The 25,138-nt window shown below is 56.2% G+C and carries 22 protein-coding genes; 15 read left to right on the top strand and 7 right to left on the bottom strand.

The window, feature by feature from the left end; genetic code table 11:
- The first annotated feature begins 95 nt into the window (after positions 1-95).
- Positions 96-1,091 (top strand): acyltransferase, encoded by a 996-nt coding sequence (locus tag GUC22_RS00970; protein ID WP_049130418.1) that lies wholly within the window; start codon positions 96-98, stop codon positions 1,089-1,091.
- Here the strand turns inward: GUC22_RS00970 and yiaB are convergent.
- From yiaB to xylA, 3 genes are all read right to left on the bottom strand, one after another.
- A complete protein-coding gene (gene yiaB, locus GUC22_RS00965) occupies positions 1,088-1,468 on the bottom strand; it encodes an inner membrane protein YiaB (protein ID WP_082237894.1) in 381 nt (126 codons plus the stop codon). The two genes, GUC22_RS00970 and yiaB, sit on opposite strands and share 4 nt — an antisense overlap.
- 168 nt (positions 1,469-1,636) lie before the next feature.
- Positions 1,637-3,091, bottom strand: a complete 1,455-nt coding sequence (xylB, locus tag GUC22_RS00960) for a xylulokinase (RefSeq protein ID WP_064343313.1) — start codon at positions 3,089-3,091, stop codon at positions 1,637-1,639.
- 75 nt (positions 3,092-3,166) lie between these two features.
- Positions 3,167-4,489, bottom strand: coding sequence for a xylose isomerase (gene xylA, locus GUC22_RS00955; protein WP_004137805.1), 1,323 nt, complete (start codon positions 4,487-4,489; stop codon positions 3,167-3,169).
- Positions 4,490-4,863: 374 nt separating this feature from the next.
- Between xylA and xylF the strand changes: the two genes are divergently transcribed.
- From xylF to xylR, 4 genes are all read left to right on the top strand, one after another.
- Positions 4,864-5,856, top strand: coding sequence for a D-xylose ABC transporter substrate-binding protein (xylF, locus tag GUC22_RS00950; protein ID WP_024359748.1), 993 nt, complete (start codon positions 4,864-4,866; stop codon positions 5,854-5,856).
- Between the two features lie 64 nt (positions 5,857-5,920).
- Positions 5,921-7,462, top strand: a complete 1,542-nt coding sequence (locus tag GUC22_RS00945; protein WP_064343314.1) for a xylose ABC transporter ATP-binding protein — start codon at positions 5,921-5,923, stop codon at positions 7,460-7,462.
- Complete coding sequence (xylH, locus tag GUC22_RS00940) at positions 7,440-8,621, top strand: xylose ABC transporter permease XylH (protein ID WP_004137802.1); 1,182 nt, start codon at positions 7,440-7,442, stop codon at positions 8,619-8,621. Before GUC22_RS00945 ends, xylH begins: the two co-directional genes overlap by 23 nt.
- Positions 8,622-8,743: 122 nt before the next feature.
- Positions 8,744-9,922, top strand: coding sequence for a D-xylose utilization transcriptional activator XylR (xylR, locus tag GUC22_RS00935; protein ID WP_004126484.1), 1,179 nt, complete (start codon positions 8,744-8,746; stop codon positions 9,920-9,922).
- A gap of 60 nt (positions 9,923-9,982) precedes the next feature.
- On the opposite strand, the gene GUC22_RS00930 is transcribed toward xylR, so the two are convergent.
- The gene (locus tag GUC22_RS00930) at positions 9,983-10,810 is read right to left on the bottom strand and encodes a protein bax (protein ID WP_071530269.1); all 828 of its coding nucleotides are present in this window, start codon (positions 10,808-10,810) and stop codon (positions 9,983-9,985) included.
- A 315-nt stretch (positions 10,811-11,125) separates the two neighbouring features.
- On the opposite strand from GUC22_RS00930, the gene GUC22_RS00925 reads away from it, so the two are divergent.
- Together GUC22_RS00925 and avtA are read left to right on the top strand one after the other, a co-directional pair.
- Positions 11,126-13,159: an alpha-amylase gene (locus GUC22_RS00925; protein ID WP_004137801.1), complete on the top strand. Its 2,034-nt coding sequence runs from the start codon at positions 11,126-11,128 to the stop codon at positions 13,157-13,159.
- Positions 13,160-13,332: 173 nt separating this feature from the next.
- Entirely contained in the window at positions 13,333-14,592 is a 1,260-nt protein-coding gene (avtA, locus tag GUC22_RS00920) for a valine--pyruvate transaminase (RefSeq protein ID WP_004137799.1), read from the top strand.
- A gap of 101 nt (positions 14,593-14,693) precedes the next feature.
- Here the strand turns inward: avtA and GUC22_RS00915 are convergent, their stop codons facing one another.
- Positions 14,694-15,182, bottom strand: a complete 489-nt coding sequence (locus GUC22_RS00915) for a 4Fe-4S binding protein (protein WP_049130411.1) — start codon at positions 15,180-15,182, stop codon at positions 14,694-14,696.
- A 118-nt stretch (positions 15,183-15,300) separates the two neighbouring features.
- Positions 15,301-16,134: an IclR family transcriptional regulator YiaJ gene (gene yiaJ / locus GUC22_RS00910; RefSeq protein WP_128804969.1), complete on the bottom strand. Its 834-nt coding sequence runs from the start codon at positions 16,132-16,134 to the stop codon at positions 15,301-15,303.
- Between the two features lie 202 nt (positions 16,135-16,336).
- Here yiaJ and yiaK point away from each other — a divergent pair, with 202 nt between their 5' ends.
- From yiaK to araD, 8 genes are all read left to right on the top strand, one after another.
- Entirely contained in the window at positions 16,337-17,335 is a 999-nt protein-coding gene (gene yiaK / locus GUC22_RS00905) for a 3-dehydro-L-gulonate 2-dehydrogenase (protein WP_049099782.1), read from the top strand.
- Positions 17,336-17,346: 11 nt separating this feature from the next.
- Complete coding sequence (locus GUC22_RS00900) at positions 17,347-17,811, top strand: YhcH/YjgK/YiaL family protein (RefSeq protein WP_024359744.1); 465 nt, start codon at positions 17,347-17,349, stop codon at positions 17,809-17,811.
- A gap of 13 nt (positions 17,812-17,824) precedes the next feature.
- Positions 17,825-18,754, top strand: coding sequence for a DUF4862 family protein (locus tag GUC22_RS00895; RefSeq protein WP_154955107.1), 930 nt, complete (start codon positions 17,825-17,827; stop codon positions 18,752-18,754).
- A gap of 51 nt (positions 18,755-18,805) precedes the next feature.
- Positions 18,806-20,125 (top strand): MFS transporter, encoded by a 1,320-nt coding sequence (locus tag GUC22_RS00890; RefSeq protein ID WP_004137789.1) that lies wholly within the window; start codon positions 18,806-18,808, stop codon positions 20,123-20,125.
- Positions 20,126-20,202: 77 nt separating this feature from the next.
- Positions 20,203-21,708 carry an FGGY-family carbohydrate kinase gene (locus tag GUC22_RS00885; protein WP_049099781.1) on the top strand — a complete coding sequence of 502 codons (1,506 nt, stop codon included), beginning with the start codon at positions 20,203-20,205 and terminating at the stop codon, positions 21,706-21,708.
- Positions 21,705-22,367, top strand: a complete 663-nt coding sequence (ulaD, locus tag GUC22_RS00880) for a 3-keto-L-gulonate-6-phosphate decarboxylase UlaD (protein ID WP_004137786.1) — start codon at positions 21,705-21,707, stop codon at positions 22,365-22,367. The genes GUC22_RS00885 and ulaD overlap by 4 nt, the downstream gene beginning before the upstream one ends.
- Positions 22,360-23,220, top strand: coding sequence for an L-ribulose-5-phosphate 3-epimerase (locus GUC22_RS00875; protein WP_024359740.1), 861 nt, complete (start codon positions 22,360-22,362; stop codon positions 23,218-23,220). The genes ulaD and GUC22_RS00875 overlap by 8 nt, the downstream gene beginning before the upstream one ends.
- Positions 23,214-23,912, top strand: a complete 699-nt coding sequence (araD, locus tag GUC22_RS00870) for an L-ribulose-5-phosphate 4-epimerase (RefSeq protein WP_004137783.1) — start codon at positions 23,214-23,216, stop codon at positions 23,910-23,912. The genes GUC22_RS00875 and araD overlap by 7 nt, the downstream gene beginning before the upstream one ends.
- A gap of 219 nt (positions 23,913-24,131) precedes the next feature.
- On the opposite strand, the gene GUC22_RS00865 is transcribed toward araD, so the two are convergent.
- On the bottom strand, positions 24,132-24,935 hold the full coding sequence (locus GUC22_RS00865; protein ID WP_024359739.1) for an AraC family transcriptional regulator: 804 nt from the start codon (positions 24,933-24,935) through the stop codon (positions 24,132-24,134).
- Positions 24,936-25,138 lie beyond the last annotated feature (203 nt).

Below are 25,138 nucleotides of genomic sequence, written 5' to 3'. Positions count from 1 at the left end.
GACAAGTCTATGACGAAAAACTCGGATTATTCCACTGCGATACAAGCGGATAAGGGCAGTCAGACCCTGTCTGAGAAGGAGAAACAGAGGTACTGATGCAGGAAAAAATACACTGGATTACCCATTTGCGCGGTATTGCCTGCCTGATGGTCGTCATGATTCATAGCACCGCCTGGTATATCACGCACCCGCACACCATCAGCCTGCTGACGTGGGATGTTGCCAATATCCTCAACTCCGCGTCTCGCGTCAGCGTGCCGCTGTTTTTCATGATTTCAGGCTATCTGTTTTTCGGCGAGCGCAGCGCTCAGCCCCGGCATTTTTTGCGCATCGCGCTGTGCATCCTCTTTTACAGCGCGCTGTCGCTGCTCTATATCACCCTGTTTACCCACATCAACGTTGAGCTATCGCTGAAGAATTTGCTGCAAAAACCGGTGTTCTATCATCTGTGGTTCTTCTTCGCTATCGTTGTCATTTACCTGCTTTCGCCGCTGGTTCAGGTCAAACCGGTGAGCGGCAAGATGCTGCTAGCGCTGATGGCGATCGTCGGGCTTTTGGCGAACCCTAATATGGTGACGGTGAAAGCGGGAGGAGTCGAGTGGCTGCCGGTCAATCTCTATATCAACGGGGATACGTTTTACTATGTGATGTACGGCGTGTTAGGGCGGGCAATCGGCATGATGAATAGTGATAAAAAATGGCTGACTGCGCTCTGCGCTGGCCTATTCATCGCGGGAGTATGGGTCATATCACGCGGCACGCTGCACGAACTGCGCTGGCGCGGCGACTTTGGCGATACCTGGTATTTATACTGCGGCCCCGCGGTTTTTGTCTGCGCGATAGCGCTTCTGACGCTGGTAAAAAATACGCTGACCAGGCGTGAGTTGCCGCTTATTGCGCTGATTGCACGCCATTCGTTAGGGATTTACGGCTTTCATGCGCTGATTATCCACGCGCTCCGCGCCAGCGGACTGGCGCTGTCCCGCTGGCCATTATTGGATATTGTCTGGATATTCAGCGCTGCGCTGCTGGGAAGTTTATTGCTCTCGATGCTGGTTCAGCGCTTTGATGTCCGCCGCTTTGTCAGTTAAGGCCGTTCTGAGGAATCTTTCTGCGCCATCTGTGCGGCCAGCGCTTTATGAGGCATCGCGGAAACGCCGTATAAGCACACAAACCAGGCCGCCACGTAGATGATCTTCTCATCCCATCCGGCGGGTACGAACCAGGCGCCGACCATCAGTAAACCGACCGACAGCAGGAGCACAAGGCGACATAGCGAAGCAAAACCATCGTCTGGCGCCTTCTCCCGCAACGTGCGTTGATGCGCTAAAATCGCGAACATGCCCATCACCAGAACGCCGAGGAAATAGCCCTTGCCGCTAAATAACGGACAGGTGCGCCAGATCCCCAGCAGATAAACCAGTGCCCCAAGGGACATCAATAGCTTAGGAATAATATTATTTTTCATGAAGCCTCCCTGGCATAAGACAGGCCCCATTGTGTACTGCCAGAACGTGATTATCCGCACTTTTCACATCTGAAACGACAAATTCGGAATATATCAATACACTCGATAACTAGATATTTTTAAAAACATTCATTAGATGAATTCGCCCCATGAACAGGGGCGAATGTTTCAGGACATCAACGGTAAAAGCTGCTGATAAATCTGGCGGAAAGTTTCCCGACGGGGGGCGTAACGCGCAAAGCGCTCGGCATCCGGAAGATGAGCCTGTTCCAGCGGGAGCTGCGGGAGCAGATCGGAAAACGCGACATTTCGATGCAGCGCCAGCTGCGCCAGCCGCGCCGCGCCAAGCGCCGGTCCGACATCGCCGCCGGTGCGGAAATCAAGCTGCTGGCCGCTAATATCCGCCAGCATTTGCCGCCAGTAGGCGCTGCGCGCGCCGCCGCCAATCAGCGTGACGCTCTCCGGTTTGACGCCGCAGGCGTGAACCACATCCATGCCGTCCGCCAGGGCATAACCGACTCCCTCCAGCACCGCCCGCGCCAGCTCCGCCGGACCGTGTTGATGAGTCAGGCCGAAAAAGACGCCTTTCGCCTGCGGATTGTTGTGCGGCGTGCGTTCACCCGAGAGGTAAGGCAAAAACCAGACCGGATCGGCATCGTCGTTCGCCGCTTCCGCCGCCGCAATTAGCGCCGGAACCGTGCCGAGGCCGGTTAAGGTCGCCGCCCAATCGAGGCAGGAAGCCGCGCTCAGCATGACCGACATCAGATGCCAGCGCCCGGGCAACGCGTGGCAGAAGCTGTGAACGGCGCTTTCCGGTTTGCTAAGAAAGCCGTCGCTGACGGCAAAGTAGACGCCTGAGGTCCCCAGCGACAGCATCGCCTGGCCCGCATCCGCCATACCCACGCCAACCGCTCCCGCCGCGTTGTCGCCGCCGCCGGCCACCACCAATACTTCCGGCATATTCCACGCTTGCGCGACGGCCGGGCGCAGCGAGCCCGTTACTTCGCAGCCTTCGAAAAGCGCGGGCATGTTATCGCGGCTCAACCCACAGGCGGCGAGCATTTCATCGCTCCAGTCGCGGCGCGCCACGTCCATCCACATCGTTCCGGCGGCATCGGACATATCGCTGGCAAATTCGCCAGTCATACGCAAACGTAAATAATCTTTTGGCAGCAGAACCTTATCGACTTGCCTAAAAATCTCGGGCTCGTGACGTTGCACCCACAGCAGCTTCGGCGCGGTAAATCCCGGCATCATCAGATTGCCGGTGATCTGTCGTGAACGGCTGACTTTCTCTTCCAGCAGCGCGCACTCCTCGCCGCAGCGGCCATCATTCCACAAGATCGCCGGGCGCAGGACGCGCTGTTGCTTATCGAGCAGCGTCGCACCGTGCATCTGACCCGCAATGCCTAACGCTTTAACCGCGCGCAAAGAGTGCTGCGCCCCTAGCGCTTTCATCGCGCCGTCCGTCGCCAGCCACCAGTGCTCTGGATCTTGTTCAGACCATAAAGGGTGCGGACGCGACACGTTGAGCTTTTCGGTGTGCGAAGCCACGACCTCCCCCTGCTCGTTGAGCAGAATAGCCTTAACGCCCGAGGTGCCCAGATCAATCCCGATATACATACGGCCTCTCCTTACTGACGGGAATAAAGCATCGGTTAAACCCATGCCCGGACCCGCCGGGCATTTTCGCCATCATCAGCGATCAAAGAGGTAGCGGTTAACCACGTTTTCAAGCAGTTCCTGATGGCCGCTCTGGTGCTGAGGCGCCAGGTTATGCTGAGTGGCATACTGGGCGATGTCCGCCAGGTTCATCTGGCCTTTAAGGATCTGCTGACCCAGCTCGCCGTTCCAGCCGGCATAGCGTTTAGCAACGCGTTTATCCAGCTCGCCGCCTTCAATCATACGGGCAGCAACTTTCAGCGCCAGCGCCATGGTGTCCATCGCGCCGATGTGGCCGTAGAACAGGTCGTATTTGTCGGTGCTCTGACGACGCACTTTAGCATCAAAGTTCAGGCCGCCGGTGGTGAAGCCGCCCGCTTTAAGGATTTCGTACATCACCAGCGCGTTCTCTTCAACGCTGTTCGGGAACTGGTCGGTATCCCAGCCCAGCTGCGGGTCGCCGCGGTTAGCGTCAACGGAACCAAACAGGCCGAGGGCGATGGCGGTAGCAATTTCGTGGTGGAACGTGTGGCCAGCCAGCGTCGCATGGTTCGCTTCGATGTTCAGCTTAATCTCTTTTTCCAGGCCGAACTGTTTCAGGAAGCCGTAGACGGTAGACGCGTCGTAATCGTACTGATGCTTGGTGGGCTCCTGCGGTTTCGGTTCAATCAGCAGCGTACCCTGGAAGCCGATTTTATGTTTATGCTCAACGACCAGCTGCATAAAGCGGCCAATCTGCTCGCGTTCCTGACGCAAGTCGGTGTTCAGCAGGGTTTCATAGCCTTCGCGACCGCCCCACAGGACGTAGTTTTCACCGCCCAGTTTGTGGGTCGCATCCATCGCGGTCACCACCTGGGTCGCCGCCCAGCTGAACACTTCCGGATCCGGGTTGGTTGCCGCACCGGCGCCGTAACGCGGGTTCGTAAAGCAATTTGCCGTGCCCCACAGCAGCTTGACGCCGCTTTGCTGCTGTTTTTCCGCCAGCACATCAACCATTTGCGCGAAGTTATTGGCATACTCTTTCAGCGATGCCCCTTCAGGAGAAACGTCAACGTCGTGGAAGCAGTAGTACGGTACGTTCAGTTTGTGGAAAAACTCAAAAGCGACATCGGCTTTACGTTTCGCCATTTCCATTGCTTCACCCGGCTGCTGCCACGGGCGGTTAAAGGAGCCCACGCCGAACATATCGGCACCGTTCCAGCAGAAGGTGTGCCAGTAGCAGGCCGCAAAGCGTAAATGGTCTTCCATCCGTTTGCCCAGCACCAGCTCATCCGGGTTGTAATGACGGAAAGCCAGTGGGTTAGCGGATTTCGGGCCTTCATAACGAACGCGATCGAGCTGATCAAAATAGGTCTGCATAATGAACTCCATATTCAGGGGTGCGGCGAGTAATAAGTCATAAGCCAATATAGAATTCTCTTTTTAGTTTCCTCAATTACGTTATTTCACACCGTGATTGAGAGAATCCACAAACGTGCGCCAGGTCGCAAAAATAATACGTCAGCGGCCCCATTCCGCCGCTTCCGCCACGAGAGATCAATGAAATACGGTGATAACTTATTATTAAAGTACGATCGCGGTCATAAATTAACAAATAAACAAAATTTCATAACGGCAAAATAAGCATAGATAATTGCCAGCGCTCCTTTCCGCGTTAAAAATCTGCCAGGTATCAGGCCGTTTATTTTTATCGTTCGTCTCATCCTGCACTTTACAAAAAAGGTGTTATTATTATGAAGATAAAGAACCTTTGCCTAACGCTCTGCGCTTCACTCCTCCTCACCAGCCTGTCGGGCATTGCTAAAGAAGTTAAAATTGGCATGGCGATTGACGACCTGCGTCTGGAACGCTGGCAAAAAGATCGCGATATTTTTGTCAACAAAGCTGAATCATTAGGTGCAAAAGTATTCGTCCAGTCAGCCAATGGCAACGAAGAAACGCAAATGTCGCAAATCGAAAATATGATCAACCGCGGCGTCGACGTTCTGGTGATTATTCCCTATAACGGCCAGGTGCTGAGCAATGTCATAAAAGAGGCCAAACAGGAGGGAATTAAAGTTCTCGCCTACGATCGTCTTATCAATAACGCCGACATTGATTTTTATATTTCATTTAATAATGAAAAAGTGGGTGAAATGCAGGCGCAAAGTTTGGTCGATAAAGTGCCTCAGGGTAACTATTTCTTGATGGGCGGCTCGCCGGTAGACAATAACGCCAAGCTTTTCCGCGCCGGACAAATGAAAGTCCTCAAGCCTTATGTTGATGAAGGGAAAATTAAAATCGTCGGCGATCAATGGGTCGACGGATGGTTACCGGAAAATGCGTTGAAAATTATGGAAAATGCCCTGACCGCCAACAACAACAAAATTGATGCGGTCGTCGCCTCCAACGACGCCACCGCCGGCGGCGCCATCCAGGCATTAAGCGCCCAGGGACTCGCAGGCAAAGTCGCCATATCAGGACAGGATGCCGACCTCGCCGGCGTGAAGCGCATTATCGCCGGCACCCAAACGATGACCGTCTATAAACCTATCACCACCCTTGCCACCACCGCGGCTGAAATCGCCGTCGAACTGGGCAACGACAGGCAGCCGCAGGCCGACTCCACGCTCAACAACGGGCTGAAAGATGTCCCGTCACGGCTGCTGACCCCCATTGAGGTCAATAAAGACAACATTGACCAGACGGTGATCAAGGACGGTTTCCACAAAAAAAGCGAGCTGTAATCTCTGACGCCCTCTTCCGGGGGCGTTGCCCCATCCAGCCGGATATCGCTTATGCGGAGCCTCTATGTCCTGGTTACTCGAAATGAAAAACATAACTAAAACCTTCGGTACGGTGAAGGCGATTGATAATGTCAGTCTGCGGCTTAACGCCGGGGAAGTCGTCTCGCTGTGCGGAGAAAACGGCTCCGGGAAATCCACGCTCATGAAGGTGCTGTGCGGAATATATCCGCACGGTAGCTATGAGGGGGAAATTATTTTTTCCGGGGAAACTTTGCAGCCGGGCCATATTCGCGATACCGAGCGCAAAGGTATCGCCATCATTCATCAGGAGCTGGCGCTGGTAAAACATCTGACCGTGCTGGAGAACATTTTTCTCGGCGCGGAGATCTCCCGCCACGGTCTGCTGGATTATGAAACCATGACTTTGCGCTGCGAGAAGCTGCTGGCCCAGGTCAATTTAGCCATATCACCCGACACCCGCGTCGGCGATTTAGGCCTTGGTCAGCAGCAGCTGGTTGAAATAGCAAAAGCGCTGAACAAGCAGGTGCGGTTGTTAATTCTCGACGAACCCACCGCCTCATTAACGGAACAAGAGACGGCAATTCTGCTGAATATTATTCGCGATTTGCAAAATCACGGTATTGCCTGCATTTACATTTCCCACAAGCTCAATGAAGTCAAAGCCATCTCCGACACCATCTGCGTGATCCGCGATGGGCAGCATATCGGCACCCGCAACGCTGACGGCATGAGCGAAGATGACATTATCACCATGATGGTCGGCCGCGAGCTTACCGCCCTCTACCCGAGCGAAGCCCACAGCTGCGGCGATGAAATCCTGCGGGTGGAGAACCTGACGGCCTGGCATCCGGTGAATCGCCACATTAAGCGCGTCAATGACGTCTCCTTCTCGCTGCGGCGCGGCGAAATTCTGGGGATTGCCGGGCTGGTCGGCGCGGGCCGAACCGAAGCGGTGCAGTGTCTGTTCGGCGTCTGGCCGGGCCGCTGGCAGGGAAAAATCTTTATTGATGGTCAACCGGTGACGATTCACACCTGCCAGCAGGCTATCGCCCAGGGCATCGCCATGGTGCCGGAAGACAGAAAGAAAGACGGCATCGTGCCGGTTATGGCGGTGGGTAAAAACATCACCCTCGCCGCGTTAAACCAGTTTACCGGTCCGCTGAGCAGCCTTGACGATGCCGGAGAGCAGCTCTGTATTCAGCAATCCATCCAGCGTTTGAAGATCAAAACCTCGTCGCCGGAGCTGGCGATCGGTCGTCTGAGCGGCGGCAATCAGCAAAAGGCGATCCTCGCCCGCTGCCTGTTGCTGAACCCGCGCATTCTGATACTCGATGAGCCGACTCGCGGCATCGATATCGGCGCCAAGTACGAAATCTACAAGTTGATTAATCAGCTGGTGCAGCAGGGGATCGCCGTCATTGTTATTTCATCCGAGCTGCCCGAAGTGCTTGGCCTAAGCGACCGTGTGTTGGTGATGCATGAGGGCAAACTGAAGGCTAATTTGATCAACCAGGGCCTGACCCAGGAACAGGTAATGGAAGCCGCACTGAGGAGCGAACGCCATGTCGAAGAACACGTCGTCTGAAATGAAACTCACCCCGCCTGCCGCCGGCGCGCTGTCAGGGCTGAAGGGGATGAACCTCCAGGTATTCGTGATGATCGCCGCTATCGTGGCCATTATGCTGTTTTTCACCTGGACCACCGAAGGCGCCTATCTGAGCGCGCGTAATATCTCCAACCTGCTGCGCCAGACCGCTATCACCGGCATTCTCGCGGTCGGCATGGTGTTTGTGATTATTTCCGCCGAGATCGACCTCTCCGTGGGCTCAATGATGGGCCTGCTCGGCGGCGCGGCGGCGATTTTTGACGTCTGGCTCGGTTGGCCGCTACCGCTGACGATTGTGGTTACCCTGGTCCTGGGTCTGCTGCTGGGGGCCTGGAACGGTTGGTGGGTTGCCTATCGTAAGGTCCCCTCGTTTATCGTGACGCTCGCCGGGATGCTGGCATTTCGCGGTATTCTGATAGGCATCACCAACGGCACCACCGTTTCTCCCACCAGTCCGGCGATGTCGCAAATCGGCCAGAGCTATCTGCCTGATGGTATTGGCTTTGGCATCGGCGTGCTGGGTATGGCGGCGTTTATTATCTGGCAGTGGCGCGGCCGTATGCGACGCCAGGCTCTGGGCCTCTCCACGCCCGCCTCCGCCTCAACCGTCGGCCGCCAGACGATCACCGCCGTTATCGTGCTGGGTGCCATCTGGCTGTTAAACGACTATCGCGGCGTCCCGACGCCGGTACTGATTCTCACCGCGCTGCTGCTGGCGGGCATGTTTATGGCCACCCGTACCGCGTTCGGGCGGCGCATCTACGCCATCGGCGGCAATCTGGAGGCCGCGCGTTTATCCGGTATCAGCGTGGAGCGCACCAAGCTGGCGGTGTTCGCCATTAACGGCCTGATGGTGGCGATCGCCGGGTTGATTCTCAGCTCGCGCCTGGGCGCCGGTTCCCCTTCCGCCGGCAACATCGCCGAACTGGACGCCATCGCCGCCTGCGTGATCGGCGGTACCAGCCTGGCCGGCGGCATCGGCAGCGTCGCGGGCGCGGTCATGGGCGCTTTCATCATGTCCGCGCTGGATAACGGCATGAGCATGATGGATGTCGCCACCTTCTGGCAGTACATCGTCAAAGGGGTCATTTTATTGCTCGCGGTGTGGATGGATTCAGCCACTAAACGTCGGAACTGAGGACAGTGAAAAAAAATGCCCGAATTATTTGCGCTACAGCCAAACTTAGGCACAAGTAACTTGAAATAATCCGGGCATTGGCCGGTATTGTATGGCCTGCAAGAGAGACCAGGAACAACACTATGTTTGAAAAGCGTCACCGTATTACGCTGTTATTCAACGCCAACAAGGCCTATGACCGTCAGGTCGTTGAGGGCGTTGGCGAATATCTCCAGGCATCGCAATTGGAATGGGATATCTTCATTGAGGAAGATTTTCGGGCGCGGATTGAAAACATTAAGGAGTGGTTAGGCGACGGCGTCATTGCTGATTATGACGATCCGGAAATTGAAAATCTGCTGATCGACGTCAATGTGCCGATTGTCGGCGTTGGCGGCTCCTTCCACCGGCCGGAATGCTATCCGCCGGTTCACTATATCGCCACCGACAATGCCGCGCTGGTCGAGAGCGCCTTTCTGCACCTCAAAGAAAAAGGCATCAACCGCTTCGCCTTTTACGGCCTGCCCGCTTCCAGCTGTAAGGGCTGGGCCGCCGAGCGCGAACACGCGTTTTGCCAGCTGGTCGCCAGAGAGAAATATCGCGGCGTGGTCTATCAGGGTCTCGAGACGGCGCCCGAAAACTGGCAGCATGCGCAAAATCGCCTCGCCGACTGGCTGCAAACCCTGCCGCCGCAAACCGGCATCATCGCCGTTACCGACGCCCGCGCCCGCCACGTATTACAGGCCTGCGAGCGCCTGCATATTCCGGTACCGGAAAAGCTGTGCGTTATTGGCATAGATAACGAAGAGCTTACTCGCTACCTGTCGCGCGTGGCGCTGTCTTCCGTTGCGCAGGGCACACGCCAGATGGGCTATCAGGCGGCAAAGCTGCTGCATCGCCTGCTGGAGAATGAAGAGCTACCGCTTCAGCGCCAGCTTATCCCGCCGATGCGCGTGGTTGAGCGCCGCTCCACCGACTACCGCTCGCTCACCGATCCCTCGGTTATTCAGGCGATGCACTATATTCGTAACCACGCCTGTAAAGGGATTAAGGTAGAGCAGGTGCTGGACGCCGTCGGCATTTCCCGCTCGAATCTGGAAAAGCGCTTCAAAGAAGAAGTGGGCGAGACCATTCATACGGTGATCCACAGCGAAAAACTGGAAAAAGCCCGTAGCCTGCTGGTATCGACCACCCTTTCGATTAACGAAATCTCGCAGATGTGCGGCTATCCCTCGCTGCAGTATTTCTACTCGGTGTTTAAGAAAGAGTACGACGTGACGCCGAAGGAGTACCGCGACCGGCACAGCGAAGTGATGATGTAGCGCGCAAAGAAAAATGCCCGGGCTTACGCGCCGGGCATTAATGATGACATGCAAGAGCAATTACATGTGTGCGGCTATCAACCGCTGGTTATCCTGATACATCGCGAAGAGATAGTTGTTATAGCTTGACCCTTTGGTCGAATAGCCCTTCAGCTTATGAATCATCGTGCTGGCGGTCACTTCCTGATCGGCTTTACGCAGCTGCGCACGCGATTTACGGAACGACGAGTAGGCCGGATGCGTATTCAGATTTCTGACATAGGCCTGAACGGACTCTTCCACCGAATCAAACTGGGAGTAGCCCTTCACCGCGCCGCGGCAGTTTCCACCGCCACACTTCATACCAAACAGATTGTTGTTCACCCGCGCCAGCTTTGACGTTCCCCAGCCGCTTTCCGCCGCTGCCATGGTAGCGACCATGCTATTCGGGATAATGTCGACGCGCTCAAGCAGCGAATTCCATGGAATATGGCGAGTATTGCCGGACCACTTCACTTTATAGCGAGAGGCGATCTCTTTCAGCCGCGTACGCTCGCTCGGCGACCAGCGCGCATCGTACTGTTTGGAAACAAGCCAGTTACGATCGGCGGTAATCACCTGATTCTGTTTCGTAATATAAGGCATTACCGTCCGGAGAAACGCTTTTTTCCTTGGTGTCCCGGAAGGGTATTTTCGCAAATCAGGAAGTGAACTGCTCTTTACACTATTGCGAGAATACTCTTGTTTACTGCTTACCTTGCTTACTTTAACGGTACTTTTCTTCTTAACGATTGGGGCTTTATGACTCGTTGTTGCTGTGTGTGTTGTTGCCAGCACACTACCTGAAAATATGCAGGTAAGTAACATGAGTATCGCGGCCCCATATCGTCGAATGGGAGTCGATATCATTAGGTCTCCTGGTCGGATGCAATCATTCCAACGCCTTGTTTTTCACAAAAAATCGATAGTTGAATCGCGAATAGTATCAAAAATACCCAGATGACGCACCCACAGAAATAGTCCAATTCCGAAAAGCTGTCATCTGAAATCGGTTTCCGCCTCCTGACAACAGTACAAAAATGCGACTACCCTCTCATTTTTTGCTCATTTTTTGAACGCGATCACTCACCCTTTTCCATCCTCCCTGGAAAAGCGCCGCTGGGATGAGTTCATGGGACTACCGGACGCGCAAACTGAACAAAAAACCGCACACAGGACTCCGGAATGAAACTCGCTGCGCTTGCGTCGCTGCTGGTGCCTGGGATGGCCTTCGCCGCCTGGACTACCGCAGATTTCCCCGCCTTTACCGAAGAAGGCACCGGCAGATTTATCAGTCAAAACGAGGTAGCAAAGGGTACGCGCCCTCTGCGGATTACGTTTGACCAACAGTGCTGGCAGCCTGCCGGCGCGATCAAGCTCAACCAGATGCTCTCTATGGAGCCTTGCCGCGATCCGGCGCCGCAGTGGCGCGTCTTCCGCGATGGCCGCTATACCCTGGAAGTCGATACCCGTTCAGGTACGCCAACCCTGATGGTCTCTCTGGAAGAGAAACAGACCTCCACCGCCGCCGCGCCGCAGATCAAGCAGTGCCCGAAATGGGATGGCAAGCCGCTCACCATTGACGTCAGCAAATCCTTTGCCGAAGGCAGTCAAGTTCGCGACTTCTACAGCGGCAATATCGCGACCGTCAGCGGCGGTAAAATTACCCTCCAGCCGGCGTTTAATAGCAATGGTCTGCTGCTGCTTGAACGCGCGGATACGGAAGCCGCCGCGCCGTTCAACTGGCATAACGCCACCGTCTATTTCGTCCTGACCGATCGCTTTGTCAACGGCAACCCGGCCAACGACAATAGCTATGGTCGCCATAAAGACGGCATGCAGGAAATTGGCACCTTCCACGGCGGCGATCTCCAGGGCCTGACCAGCAAACTGGATTACCTCCAGCAGCTCGGCGTTAACGCGCTATGGATCAGTTCGCCGCTGGAACAAATCCACGGCTGGGTCGGCGGCGGTACGAAAGGCGATTTCCCGCATTACGCCTATCACGGCTATTACATCCAGGACTGGACGAAGCTGGATGCCAATATGGGGACGGAAGACGATCTGCGCCGCCTCGTCGATGAGGCCCACAAGCGTGGGATCCGCATTCTGTTCGACGTGGTGATGAACCACACCGGCTACGCGACCCTGGCCGATATGCAGGAGTTTCAGTTTGGCTCGCTGTACATCCAGGGGGATGAACTGAAAAAGACCCTCGGAGAGCGCTGGACAGACTGGAAGCCCCGCGCGGGACAAAGCTGGCACAGCTTTAACGATTACATCAACTTTAGCGATAAAGCCGGATGGGAGAAATGGTGGGGTAAAAAATGGATCCGCACCGATATCGGCGACTACGACAACCCCGGCTTTGACGACCTGACCATGTCGCTGGCCTTCCTGCCGGATCTGAAAACCGAATCCACGGAGCCATCGGGCCTGCCGAACTTCTATCGCCATAAGCCGGATACCGCGGCCAAAGCGATCCCAGGCTACACGCCGCGCGATTATCTGACCCACTGGCTGAGCCAATGGGTACGCGACTACGGCATCGACGGCTTCCGCGTCGATACCGCCAAGCACGTCGAGCAGGCGGCCTGGCTGCAGTTAAAAACTCAGGCCACAGAAGCGCTAGCAGAATGGAAGAAAGCGAACCCGGACAAAGCGCTGGATAACGCGCCGTTCTGGATGACCGGCGAAGCCTGGGGCCACGGCGTGATGCAGAGCGACTACTATCGCCACGGCTTTGACGCCATGCTGAACTTTGATTATCAGGATCAGGCGGCAAAAGCGACAAGCTGCCTGGCGAATATCGACCTGACCTGGCAACATATGGCGGATAAGCTTCAGGATTTCAACGTGTTAAGCTATCTCTCCTCGCATGATACCAGCCTGTTCCGCGAAGGCGGCAGCACGGCGGCGGAACTGCTGCTGCTCGCGCCCGGCGCAGTGCAGATCTTCTACGGCGATGAATCCTCACGGCCGTTCGGCCCGACAGGTTCCGATCCGCTTCAGGGTACGCGTTCAGATATGAACTGGCAGGACGTCAGCGGCAAAGCCGCGCGCAGCGTGACCCACTGGGAGAAATTGGGCCAGTTCCGCGCCCGTCACCCGGCGATTGGTATGGGTAAACAAACCACGCTATCGATGGCGAAAGGCTACGGCTTTATTCGCGAGAACGGCGATGACAAAGTGATGGTGGTATGGGCAGGTCAGCAGTAGCTTTCTGACCCACGGCTCCCCTGGCGTCCGGGGAGCCTTTTCAGGATAAACATCCAAAAATGTTTTCTCTCACAGAATAAAAACAAAATATCTTCCTGATACCTCGATTTGCACCCTGTCTGCGCTGGCGTTATGGTTACCCACTTTCCTGGAATACCGACAGACTAATCGCGATGACATTTTCACTTTTTGGCGACAAATTTACCCGTCATTCGGGCATCACCCGCTTGATGGAAGACCTCAATGACGGCCTGCGTACGCCGGGCGCCATCATGCTGGGCGGCGGCAATCCCGCGCAGATTCCGGAAATGAATGATTACTTCCATAGCCTGCTGGCCGATATGCTGAACAGCGGCAAAGCCCTTGATGCGCTTTGTAATTATGACGGTCCGCAGGGTAAAAGCGAGCTGCTGACCCTGCTGGCACAAATGCTGCGAGACGAACTGGGATGGGAGATCGAACCACAGAATATTGCACTGACAAATGGCAGCCAGAGCGCGTTTTTCTACTTGTTTAACCTCTTCGCAGGCCGTCGTGCGGATGGAACCACCCGTAAAGTGCTGTTTCCGTTGACGCCTGAGTACATTGGCTACGCCGATTCCGGCCTCGAAGAAGATCTGTTTGTCGCCACTCGCCCGAACATTGAACTGCTGCCGGAGGGCCAGTTTAAATACCACGTGGATTTCGAACATTTGCAGGTCACGGACGAGACGGGAATGATCTGCGTTTCCCGCCCCACCAACCCAACCGGTAACGTGATCACCGACGATGAGCTGATCAAGCTGGATGCGCTGGCCAACCAGCACGGCATCCCGTTGGTGATTGATAACGCCTACGGCGTTCCGTTCCCGGGGATTATTTTCAGCGACGCCAGGCCGCTGTGGAATCCGAATATCGTGCTGTGCATGAGCCTCTCCAAGCTGGGCCTGCCGGGCAGCCGCTGCGGGATTATCATCGCTAACGAAAAAATCATCACCGCCATCAGCAATATGAACGGCATTATCAGCCTCGCCCCCGGTGGAATGGGGCCGGCCATGATGTGCGAGATGATTAAGCGCAACGATCTTCTGCGCCTGTCAGAAACGGTGATAAAGCCGTTCTATTATCAGCGCGTGCAGGAGACTATCGCCATTATTCGCCGCTATTTGCCGGAAGATCGCTGCCTGATTCATAAGCCGGAAGGGGCGATTTTCCTCTGGCTGTGGTTTAAGGATCTGCCGATTTCTACCGAGCTGCTGTACCAGCGCCTGAAAAAGCGCGGCGTTCTGATGGTGCCGGGCGACTACTTCTTCCCGGGCCTGGATAAGCCATGGCCGCACACGCATCAATGCATGCGCATGAACTACGTGCCGGACCCGGAGAAAATTGAAGCGGGCGTGAGGATTCTCGCCGAAGAAGTTGAACGCGCCTGGCGTGAACAGGACCCGTCATAGGCCCGAATAAGCCAGATCTATTCCCGGCTCGCACTGCGTTTAGCCGGGCTACACGTCCCGTAGCCCGAACACGCGCGCCAGCGCCGCCTCCGGGAAACAGGCTACATCGCCAGCGCCATCCGCTGGCGACGTTCAGCGGCTATTCTTTCCAGCTCCATCGGCTCCATGCAGCGCAGCGCCTGGGTCGGGCACGCCGCCACGCAGGCCGGGCCTTCGTCGCGATGGCTGCATAAATCGCACTTCAGCGCCTGTACGCCCTCCTCCACCCGCATCACGGTCATCGCGCCATAGGGGCACGCTACCATGCAGCTTTTGCATCCGATGCAGCGGCGCTGATCCACGCGCCAGACCGAATTTTCTCGGCGGATTGCGCCCTCGGGGCAGACGTTGGCGCAGGGCGCATCTTCGCACTGGCGGCACAGCGTCGCCGTCGAGAGTTCATCATTTTTCACCACGCGGATCCGCGGCGCAAAGGGCGCGGCGGAGACGCCAGAACAGTCCTGGTCCTGCTGATGGGACACCACGCAGGCGACTTCACAGGTACGGCAGCCGATGCACTTTTCCGCATCCGCGAGAATAAACCGGTTCATCCTTGCTCCATTGGGGATAAAAACGCAGAGTGCCAGAAAAAACCGCTTCCGCGCCTTGATCCTGAATGGAGTCAGCGGCGTTTTCTCTCAGATGTCCGGGATTATCTGGTCATTTGCTTTAACCTTCCCGCACGGAAAAGCCCAGTTCACGAGAAATCGCCTCTGCCGTATCGCGCAGCGGCTTGAGTAAATTTTTCTCTCCCACCTGCTTGAGGCGCGATGTTGATAGAGAGATAGAAATGGCATAAGGCACGCGCCCATGGATATCAAAAACGGGGACAGCCAGGCACGACACGCCCAGCTCGTTCTCTTCCCTGTCCATCGCCATATTTCGCTCGCGGATCTGCGCCAGTTCATCATGCATCGCAGGCAAGCCGGTAATGGTATTACGGGTCAGCGGCTGAATAATCTCCTGGTGTGAATTCCAGTAGCTCTCAACGTAGTCAGGATGGCCAAACGCCATATAAATCTTGCCCATTGCCGAGCAGTACAGCGGCATGTGCTGGCCAATATAGGCGCGCGTACGCAGCATACCGGTGGTCGGCTCCAGCTTATAAATCAGGATCGCGTGGTCATCTTCACGGCTGGAGAAGTTCACCGTCTCGCCGGTGGCCAGGTTAAGCGCCTCAAGATGCGGCGCCGCGACGTGGATAATATTCAGCGACGACAACGCCTTTTGGCCAACGGCGATAAATTTTGTCGTCAGACGATAGCTCCCCGCCGCCGGGGCAGGCGTCACGTACCCGCAGGACTGCAGCCCCTGTAATAAGCGATGAACGGTACTTTTGTTCAGTCCCGCCAGTTCCGACAGATGCGCCAGCGGACAGCCATTTGGATAATTACTCAGGATCTCAATTAGCATCAACCCACGAAAAAGGCTCTGACTTCCGGCAGGCCTCTCTTTATCTTGCGTGTTCTCGCTCTCTTTTGTGCCCATCGCTTCCGCTCCCATTTTTGTCGCGTTCAGATGGTAGCGCAAAGTGTGTTTCAGTTCACGATCTGAACCGAAAAAACACAACTTTATGATTTTTATGATTTTTAAAAATAACGCTGCCCGTTGATCTGACAAAAATTGATCGCTATATTTGAAATCAGATTTCGCATAGTGAAATTTAGAGATAAAAAAGCGATCAACTCTGACCAGGGAAACAGCAATGAAAGTCACGTTTGAGCAGTTAAAAGAGGCATTCAATCGGGTACTGCTGGCGCGTGGCGTCGCCGCGGAAACCGCCGATGCCTGCGCAGAAATGTTTGCCCGCACCACCGAATCCGGCGTCTATTCTCACGGCGTGAACCGCTTTCCTCGCTTCATCCAGCAGTTGGATAACGGCGACATTATTCCTGAAGCCAAACCGCAGCGGGTGACCAGCCTCGGCGCCATCGAACAGTGGGATGCTCAGCGTTCCATCGGCAACCTGACGGCGAAAAAGATGATGGATCGGGCCATTGAGCTGGCCTCCGATCACGGTATCGGCCTGGTCGCCTTACGTAATGCTAACCACTGGATGCGCGGCGGCAGCTACGGCTGGCAGGCGGCGGAAAAAGGCTACATCGGTATCTGCTGGACCAACTCCATCGCCGTTATGCCGCCGTGGGGCGCTAAAGAGTGCCGTATCGGTACCAACCCGCTGATCGTCGCCATTCCGTCGACGCCGATCACCATGGTGGATATGTCGATGTCGATGTTCTCCTACGGCATGCTGGAGGTTAACCGCCTTGCCGGCCGCGAACTGCCCGTGGACGGCGGATTCGACGATGACGGTCGTTTGACCAAAGAGCCGGGGACGATCGAGAAAAATCGCCGCATATTACCCATGGGCTACTGGAAAGGTTCCGGCCTGTCGATCGTGCTGGATATGATTGCCACCCTCCTCTCCAACGGATCGTCGGTTGCCGAAGTGACCCAGGAAAACAGCGATGAATATGGCGTTTCGCAGATCTTCATCGCTATTGAAGTGGATAAGCTGATCGACGGCGCAACCCGCGACGCCAAGCTGCAACGGATTATGGATTTCATCACCACCGCCGAGCGCGCCGATGAAAATGTGGCGGTCCGTCTTCCTGGCCATGAATTTACCCGTCTGCTGGATGAAAACCGCCGCAACGGCATTACCGTCGATGACAGCGTATGGGCCAAAATTCAGGCGCTGTAAGGAGCTCACCCATGATTTTTGGTCATATTGCTCAACCTAATCCGTGTCGTCTGCCCGCGGCCATTGAGCGGGCGCTTGAGTTCCTGCGCACGACGGATTTCCACGCGCTGGCACCCGGCGTCGTGGAAATCGACGGCCAAAACATCTTCGCGCAGGTTATCGACTTAACCACTCGCGATGCCGCTGAAAATCGTCCGGAGGTCCACCGTCGCTATCTGGATATCCAGTTTCTGGCATCGGGCGAAGAAAAAATCGGTATCGCCATTGATACCGGCAATAATCAAATCAGCGAATCTTTGTTAGAACAGCGCGATATTATTTTCTATCACGACAGCGAACATGAATCGTTCTTTGAAATGACGCCAGGCAACTATGCGATATTTTTCCCACAAGATGTTCATCGTCCTGGATGTAATAAAACTGTAGCCACGCCGATCCGCAAAATAGTCGTTAAGGTCGCTATTTCAGTTTTATAAGAAGGAGCACAAAATGAATTCGAATAATACCGGTTACATTATCGGTGCGTACCCCTGTGCACCCTCATTTCACCAAAAGAGTGAAGAGGAAGAGACGGAATTCTGGCGGCAGCTCTCCGACACCCCGGATATTCGCGGGCTGGAGCAACCCTGCCTTGAACATCTTCATCCGCTCGGCGACGAGTGGTTATTGCGCCATACCCCGGGACACTGGCAGATTGTCGTTACCGCCATCATGGAAACCATGCGCCGCCGCGGTGAAAACGGCGGCTTTGGGCTGGCGTCCAGCGACGAAACGCAGCGCAAAGCCTGCGTGGAGTACTATCGCCACCTGCAGCAGAAGATCGCTAAAATCAATGGCACTACCGCCGGAAAGGTCATTGCCCTTGAGCTTCACGCCGCCCCGCTGGCGGGCAATGCCAACGTGACTCAGGCTACCGACGCCTTTGCCCGTTCATTAAAAGAAATTACCCGCTGGGACTGGTCCTGCGAGCTGGTGCTGGAGCACTGCGACGCGATGACCGGCAGCGCGCCGCGCAAAGGATTTTTGCCGTTAGAAAACGTGCTGGAAGCCATTGCCGATTATGACGTTAGCATTTGTATTAACTGGGCGCGTTCGGCCATTGAAGGGCGGAATACCGTGCTACCGCTCACCCATACGCAGCAGGTAAAACGGGCAGGAAAGCTCGGCGCGCTGATGTTTTCTGGCACGACGCAAACCGGCGAGTACGGCGAATGGCAGGATTTACACGCGCCGTTCGCGCCTTTCTGCCCGCAGAGCCTGATGACCACCGAACACGCTCGTGAATTATTTGCCTGCGCAGGAACCGCCCCCCTGCAATTTTCAGGCATTAAATTACTGGAAATTAATGCCAGCGCAAACGTTGATCATCGCATCGCGATATTACGCGACGGCATCTCCGCGCTAAAACAAGCACAATAATAATAATCACCTTCATCACCAGAATATTTTTAATATTACGAGACTATAAAGATGAATATAACCTCTAACTCTACAACCAAAGATATACCGCGCCAGCGCTGGTTAAGAATCATTCCGCCTATACTGATCACTTGTATTATTTCTTATATGGACCGGGTCAATATTGCCTTTGCGATGCCCGGAGGTATGGATGCCGACTTAGGTATTTCCGCCACCATGGCGGGGCTGGCGGGCGGTATTTTCTTTATCGGTTATCTATTTTTACAGGTTCCCGGCGGGAAAATTGCCGTTCACGGTAGCGGTAAGAAATTTATCGGCTGGTCGCTGGTCGCCTGGGCGGTCATCTCCGTGCTGACGGGGTTAATTACCAATCAGTACCAGCTGCTGGCCCTGCGCTTCTTACTGGGCGTGGCGGAAGGCGGTATGCTGCCGGTCGTTCTCACGATGATCAGTAACTGGTTCCCCGACGCTGAACGCGGTCGCGCCAACGCGATTGTCATTATGTTTGTGCCGATTGCCGGGATTATCACCGCCCCGCTCTCAGGCTGGATTATCACGGTTCTCGACTGGCGCTGGCTGTTTATTATCGAAGGTTTGCTCTCGCTGGTTGTTCTGGTTCTGTGGGCATACACCATCTATGACCGTCCGCAGGAAGCGCGCTGGATTTCCGAAGCAGAGAAGCGCTATCTGGTCGAGACGCTGGCCGCGGAGCAAAAAGCCATTGCCGGCACCGAGGTGAAAAACGCCTCTCTGAGCGCCGTTCTCTCCGACAAAACCATGTGGCAGCTTATCGCCCTGAACTTCTTCTACCAGACCGGCATTTACGGCTACACCCTGTGGCTACCCACCATTCTGAAAGAATTGACCCATAGCAGCATGGGGCAGGTCGGCATGCTCGCCATTCTGCCGTACGTCGGCGCCATTGCCGGGATGTTCCTGTTTTCCTCCCTTTCAGACCGAACCGGTAAACGCAAGCTGTTCGTCTGCCTGCCGCTGATTGGCTTCGCTCTGTGCATGTTCCTGTCGGTGGCGCTGAAAAACCAAATTTGGCTCTCCTATGCCGCGCTGGTCGGCTGCGGATTCTTCCTGCAATCGGCGGCTGGCGTGTTCTGGACCATCCCGGCACGTCTGTTCAGCGCGGAAATGGCGGGCGGCGCGCGCGGGGTTATCAACGCGCTTGGCAACCTCGGCGGATTTTGTGGCCCTTATGCGGTCGGGGTGCTGATCACGCTGTACAGCAAAGACGCCGGCGTCTATTGCCTGGCGATCTCCCTGGCGCTGGCCGCGCTGATGGCGCTGCTGCTGCCGGCGAAATGCGATGCCGGTGCTGCGCCGGTAAAGACGATAAATCCACATAAACGCACTGCGTAAACTCGAGCCCGGCGGCGCTGCGCCTGCCGGGCCTGCGAAATATGCCGGGTTCACCCGGTAACAATGAGATGCGAAAGATGAGCAAGAAACAGGCCTTCTGGCTGGGTATTGATTGCGGCGGCACCTATCTGAAAGCCGGTTTATATGACGCCGAAGGTCATGAACATGGCATTGTGCGGCAAGCGCTACGGACGATGTCGCCCCTGCCGGGTTACGCCGAACGCGACATGCGCCAGCTCTGGCAACACTGCGCGGCGACCATTGCCGGGCTATTACAGCAGGCAGGTGTATCCGGCGAACAGATTAAAGGCGTGGGCATCTCCGCTCAGGGTAAGGGCCTCTTTCTCCTCGATAAGCAGGATCGGCCGCTGGGTAACGCCATCCTCTCCTCCGATCGTCGGGCGCTGAAAATCGTTCAGCGCTGGCAGCGGGACCGTATTCCCGAACGGCTCTATCCCGTTACCCGCCAGACGCTATGGACCGGACATCCGGCTTCTTTGCTGCGCTGGGTAAAAGAGAATGAACCCCAGCGCTACGCGCAAATTGGCTGCGTGATGATGGGGCATGACTATCTGCGCTGGTGCTTAACCGGCGCGAAGGGCTGCGAGGAGAGCAACATCTCCGAGTCCAACCTCTACAACATGGCCATGGGCCAGTACGACCCGCGCCTGACCGAGTGGCTGGGCATCGGTGAAATCGATAGCGCGCTGCCCCCCGTTGTAGGGTCAGCCGAAATTTGCGGGGAGATCACCGCTCAGGCAGCCGCTTTAACCGGTCTGGCGGCGGGTACTCCCGTCGTTGGCGGCCTGTTTGACGTGGTCTCCACCGCCCTTTGCGCCGGGATTGAGGATGAGTCGACCCTCAATGCGGTGATGGGGACCTGGGCCGTCACCAGCGGTATCGCTCACGGCCTGCGCGACCATGAGGCCCACCCTTACGTCTATGGCCGCTACGTCAATGACGGCCAGTATATCGTTCACGAAGCCAGCCCGACCTCGTCCGGCAACCTCGAATGGTTTACCGCCCAGTGGGGCGATCTCTCGTTTGATGAGATCAATCAGGCCGTCGCCAGCCTGCCGAAAGCCGGGAGCGAGCTGTTTTTTCTGCCGTTTCTCTATGGCAGCAACGCCGGGCTGGAGATGACCTGCGGCTTTTACGGCATGCAGGCGCTGCATACCCGCGCGCACCTGCTGCAGGCGGTTTATGAAGGCGTGGTATTTAGCCATATGACCCACCTCAACCGTATGCGCGAACGCTTTACAAACGTTCAGGCCCTGCGCGTCACCGGCGGCCCGGCGCACTCCGACGTCTGGATGCAGATGCTGGCGGACGTCAGCGGCTTACGCATTGAACTCCCGCAGGTGGAAGAGACCGGCTGCTTTGGCGCGGCCCTCGCCGCTCGCGTCGGCACCGGCGTATACCGCAGCTTTAGCGAAGCCCGGCGCGCCCGGCAGCACCCGGTACGCACGCTGCTACCCGATATGACCGCCCACGCGCGCTATCAGCGCAAATACCGCCACTACCTGCATTTGATTGAAGCACTACAGGGCTATCACGCCCGTATTAAGGAGCACGCATTATGAGCCGACCATTACTGCAGCTGGCGCTCGACCATACCAGCCTTCAGGCTGCGCAGCGCGATGTCGCCCTGCTACAGGATCACGTTGATATTGTGGAGGCGGGAACCATCCTCTGCTTAACCGAAGGGCTTAGCGCGGTTAAAGCCCTGCGCGCCCAGTGTCCGGGGAAGATCATCGTCGCCGACTGGAAAGTCGCCGACGCCGGTGAAACCCTGGCGCAGCAGGCCTTTGGCGCTGGCGCCAACTGGATGACCATCATCTGCGCCGCACCGCTCGCCACGGTCGAGAAAGGCCACGCCGTGGCCCAGGCCTGCGGCGGTGAAATTCAGATGGAGCTGTTCGGCAACTGGACCCTGGATGACGCCCGCGCCTGGTACCGTACCGGCGTCCATCAGGCAATTTACCATCGCGGACGCGATGCCCAGGCCAGCGGGCAGCAGTGGGGGGAGGCGGATCTGGCGCGCATGAAAGCGCTGTCCGATATTGGCCTTGAGCTGTCGATTACCGGCGGCATTACCCCAGCCGATCTACCGCTGTTCAAAGATATCAACGTCAAAGCCTTTATTGCCGGGCGCGCGCTGGCAGGCGCCGCCCATCCGGCGCGGGTTGCCGCCGAATTCCACGCGCAAATCGACGCTATCTGGGGAGAACAGCATGCGTAACCACCCGTTAGGTATTTATGAAAAAGCGCTGGCGAAGGATCTCAGCTGGCCTGAGCGGCTGGTACTGGCCAAAAGCTGCGGTTTTGATTTTGTCGAAATGTCGGTGGACGAGACCGATGAACGCCTTTCGCGCCTGGAGTGGACCCCGGCCCAGCGCGCATCGCTGGTGAGCGCGATGCTGGAAACCGGCGTCGCCATTCCCTCGATGTGCTTGTCCGCCCATCGCCGTTTCCCCTTTGGCAGCCGCGATGAAGCGGTACGCGATCGGGCGCGAGAGATTATGACCAAAGCCATCCGCCTGGCGCGCGATCTGGGGATCCGCACCATCCAGCTGGCGGGTTACGACGTCTATTACGAAGAGCATGATGAAGGCACCCGGCAGCGTTTTGCCGAAGGGCTGGCCTGGGCGGTAGAACAGGCCGCCGCCGCGCAGGTAATGCTGGCGGTGGAGATCATGGACACCGCCTTTATGAACTCCATCAGCAAATGGAAAAAGTGGGACGAGATGCTTTCGTCACCGTGGTTTACCGTCTACCCGGACGTCGGCAACCTCAGCGCCTGGGGAAACGACGTCACCGCCGAGCTGAAGCTGGGCATCGATCGTATCGCCGCCATCCACCTGAAAGATACGCTGCCCGTGACCGACGATAGCCCTGGCCAGTTCCGCGACGTGCCGTTCGGCGAAGGATGCGTCGATTTTGTCGGCATTTTTAAGACGCTGCGCGAACTGAACTACCGCGGTTCATTTTTGATTGAGATGTGGACGGAGAAAGCCAGCGAGCCGGTGCTGGAGATTATCCAGGCCCGGCGCTGGATTGAATCACGGATGCAGGAAGGGGGATTCACATGTTAGAACAACTGAAAGCCGAGGTACTGGCGGCAAACCTGGCCCTCCCCGCACACGGCCTGGTCACCTTTACCTGGGGCAACGTCAGCGCGGTCGATGAAACGCGCAAGCTGATGGTCATTAAGCCCTCCGGCGTCGAATATGAGGTGATGACCGCCGACGATATGGTGGTCGTAGAGATGGCCAGCGGTAAAGTCGTTGAAGGCGGTAAAAAACCCTCTTCAGATACGCCAACGCATCTGGCGCTTTATCGCCGCTATCCGCAGATCGGCGGGATCGTGCATACCCACTCCCGCCACGCGACGATCTGGTCGCAGGCCGGGCTCGATCTCCCCGCCTGGGGCACCACCCACGCCGACTACTTCTATGGCGCGATCCCCTGTACCCGACGGATGACCGTTGAGGAGATTAACGGCGAGTATGAGTATCAGACCGGTGAGGTGATTATTAAAACCTTTGAACAGCGCGGCCTGGATCCGGCGCAAATCCCGGCGGTATTGGTCCATTCGCACGGCCCCTTTGCCTGGGGTAAAGACGCCGCCGACGCCGTACATAACGCCGTGGTGCTGGAGGAGTGCGCCTACATGGGCCTCTTCTCGCGCCAGCTGGCGCCACAGCTGCCGGATATGCAGTCTGAACTGCTCGATAAACACTATCTGCGTAAACACGGCGCGAACGCCTATTACGGGCAAAACTAGTCCCGCGGAACTCCCCGGATTGCGGCTAACGCCTTATCCGGGCTACCGGCGGTCCGGTAGCCCGGGCAGGCGCTTTGCGCCGCCCCCGGGGGAAGCGTGCAGGATGTTGCTGAATTTTCCAGGAGGCGATGCTGCGCATCTGTCCGGGCTACGCGTCCCCGGCGCTCTGCGGTCAGATCGCCCGGTCAGCACAGCGCCGGCGGGAAAAACCCATCAACCCTACGCCGAATTAATATGTTCCTTGCAGTAACGACGCTTCCACGCCGCCGGCGTCAGGCTGGTGTGCTTGCGGAAAATCTTGCGAAAATAGCCGACATCGTTAAACCCGCATTTCATCGCCACCTCGGTAAGCGACAGGGAATCGCTGATAAGCAGCTTTTCCGCCGCCCTTACCCGCTGACGGTGCAGCGCTTCGGTTAACGTCAGCCGGAAAGCATGGCGATAAACGCGCCCCAGATAATCCGCGTTGCAGTGCAGCTCCTGCGCCAGCGTGGATGCGGAAAGGGGCAAATGAAACCGGGTACGAATGATTTGCTGCGCTCTCCACGCCAGCGCGTTGCCGGGACTGTCGGCGGGCTGTTCGCCTGCTGCCGCCGAAATTTGCTGCAAAATCAGCAGCAGGATCAGCTCCAGCGCCACGCTACGATGAATATTTTCCTGCTCGCGTAAGAATTGACGGAACAGTGAAATAATATACTGCGGGTCATTAACGCGCATATGTTGTGGAATAGAAAGCAGCGCATCACCCTCACCCGACGTCACTTCAAAATGCAGCCAGTAGAATTTTAAATCTGACGGAAACAGTCCGATCCCCACATGTAATCGCTGCGGCCAGAGCAGCAAACTTTCCCCGGCATTCACGCTAAAAACTTTGTTGTTTTCGCGAATCGTTAATGTCCCTTTTTCCACAAAGATTATTTCCCAAGAGTGAAGCTGACGAGCCGGATGGCTGCCGACGCCGCGGGAAATAAACAACCCGCCGTTCTGCACCTTAATCGGAAGTGACATGGATAATTCAAGCATAGATATTCAACATTCCGCTTTTTTCATCATAAATAACCTCTCATTGCCATTGATTATTCACGATAAAATAGGGTGCTGCCGGATCGAAATCACATTTTTATCATCAGGTCGGAATCGTCCTCTTTTTATACTTTTTCATTCCCTTGTTGCCCCCCATATTTCGTGCAGAATAAATAACGTAATTTGCAAATAACACAATTAAA

This window comes from Klebsiella sp. MPUS7 (genome assembly GCF_009905335.1).
Classification (GTDB): Bacteria; Pseudomonadota; Gammaproteobacteria; order Enterobacterales; family Enterobacteriaceae; genus Klebsiella; species Klebsiella grimontii.
The sequence above is the reverse complement of the archived record's forward strand: the minus strand, read 5'-3'. Positions and strand labels throughout refer to the sequence as shown.

Bases quoted from the DNA above. Each gene is read 5' to 3' on its own strand.
- GUC22_RS00970 (WP_049130418.1), top strand. From the start codon at position 96: ATGCAGGAAAAAATACACTGGATTACCCATTTGCGCGGTATTGCCTGC.
- yiaB (WP_082237894.1), bottom strand. From the start codon at position 1,468: ATGAAAAATAATATTATTCCTAAGCTATTGATGTCCCTTGGGGCACTG.
- xylB (WP_064343313.1), bottom strand. From the start codon at position 3,091: ATGTATATCGGGATTGATCTGGGCACCTCGGGCGTTAAGGCTATTCTG.
- xylA (WP_004137805.1), bottom strand. From the start codon at position 4,489: ATGCAGACCTATTTTGATCAGCTCGATCGCGTTCGTTATGAAGGCCCG.
- xylF (WP_024359748.1), top strand. From the start codon at position 4,864: ATGAAGATAAAGAACCTTTGCCTAACGCTCTGCGCTTCACTCCTCCTC.
- GUC22_RS00945 (WP_064343314.1), top strand. From the start codon at position 5,921: ATGTCCTGGTTACTCGAAATGAAAAACATAACTAAAACCTTCGGTACG.
- xylH (WP_004137802.1), top strand. From the start codon at position 7,440: ATGTCGAAGAACACGTCGTCTGAAATGAAACTCACCCCGCCTGCCGCC.
- xylR (WP_004126484.1), top strand. From the start codon at position 8,744: ATGTTTGAAAAGCGTCACCGTATTACGCTGTTATTCAACGCCAACAAG.
- GUC22_RS00930 (WP_071530269.1), bottom strand. From the start codon at position 10,810: ATGATATCGACTCCCATTCGACGATATGGGGCCGCGATACTCATGTTA.
- GUC22_RS00925 (WP_004137801.1), top strand. From the start codon at position 11,126: ATGAAACTCGCTGCGCTTGCGTCGCTGCTGGTGCCTGGGATGGCCTTC.
- avtA (WP_004137799.1), top strand. From the start codon at position 13,333: ATGACATTTTCACTTTTTGGCGACAAATTTACCCGTCATTCGGGCATC.
- GUC22_RS00915 (WP_049130411.1), bottom strand. From the start codon at position 15,182: ATGAACCGGTTTATTCTCGCGGATGCGGAAAAGTGCATCGGCTGCCGT.
- yiaJ (WP_128804969.1), bottom strand. From the start codon at position 16,134: ATGGGAGCGGAAGCGATGGGCACAAAAGAGAGCGAGAACACGCAAGAT.
- yiaK (WP_049099782.1), top strand. From the start codon at position 16,337: ATGAAAGTCACGTTTGAGCAGTTAAAAGAGGCATTCAATCGGGTACTG.
- GUC22_RS00900 (WP_024359744.1), top strand. From the start codon at position 17,347: ATGATTTTTGGTCATATTGCTCAACCTAATCCGTGTCGTCTGCCCGCG.
- GUC22_RS00895 (WP_154955107.1), top strand. From the start codon at position 17,825: ATGAATTCGAATAATACCGGTTACATTATCGGTGCGTACCCCTGTGCA.
- GUC22_RS00890 (WP_004137789.1), top strand. From the start codon at position 18,806: ATGAATATAACCTCTAACTCTACAACCAAAGATATACCGCGCCAGCGC.
- GUC22_RS00885 (WP_049099781.1), top strand. From the start codon at position 20,203: ATGAGCAAGAAACAGGCCTTCTGGCTGGGTATTGATTGCGGCGGCACC.
- ulaD (WP_004137786.1), top strand. From the start codon at position 21,705: ATGAGCCGACCATTACTGCAGCTGGCGCTCGACCATACCAGCCTTCAG.
- GUC22_RS00875 (WP_024359740.1), top strand. From the start codon at position 22,360: ATGCGTAACCACCCGTTAGGTATTTATGAAAAAGCGCTGGCGAAGGAT.
- araD (WP_004137783.1), top strand. From the start codon at position 23,214: ATGTTAGAACAACTGAAAGCCGAGGTACTGGCGGCAAACCTGGCCCTC.
- GUC22_RS00865 (WP_024359739.1), bottom strand. From the start codon at position 24,935: ATGCTTGAATTATCCATGTCACTTCCGATTAAGGTGCAGAACGGCGGG.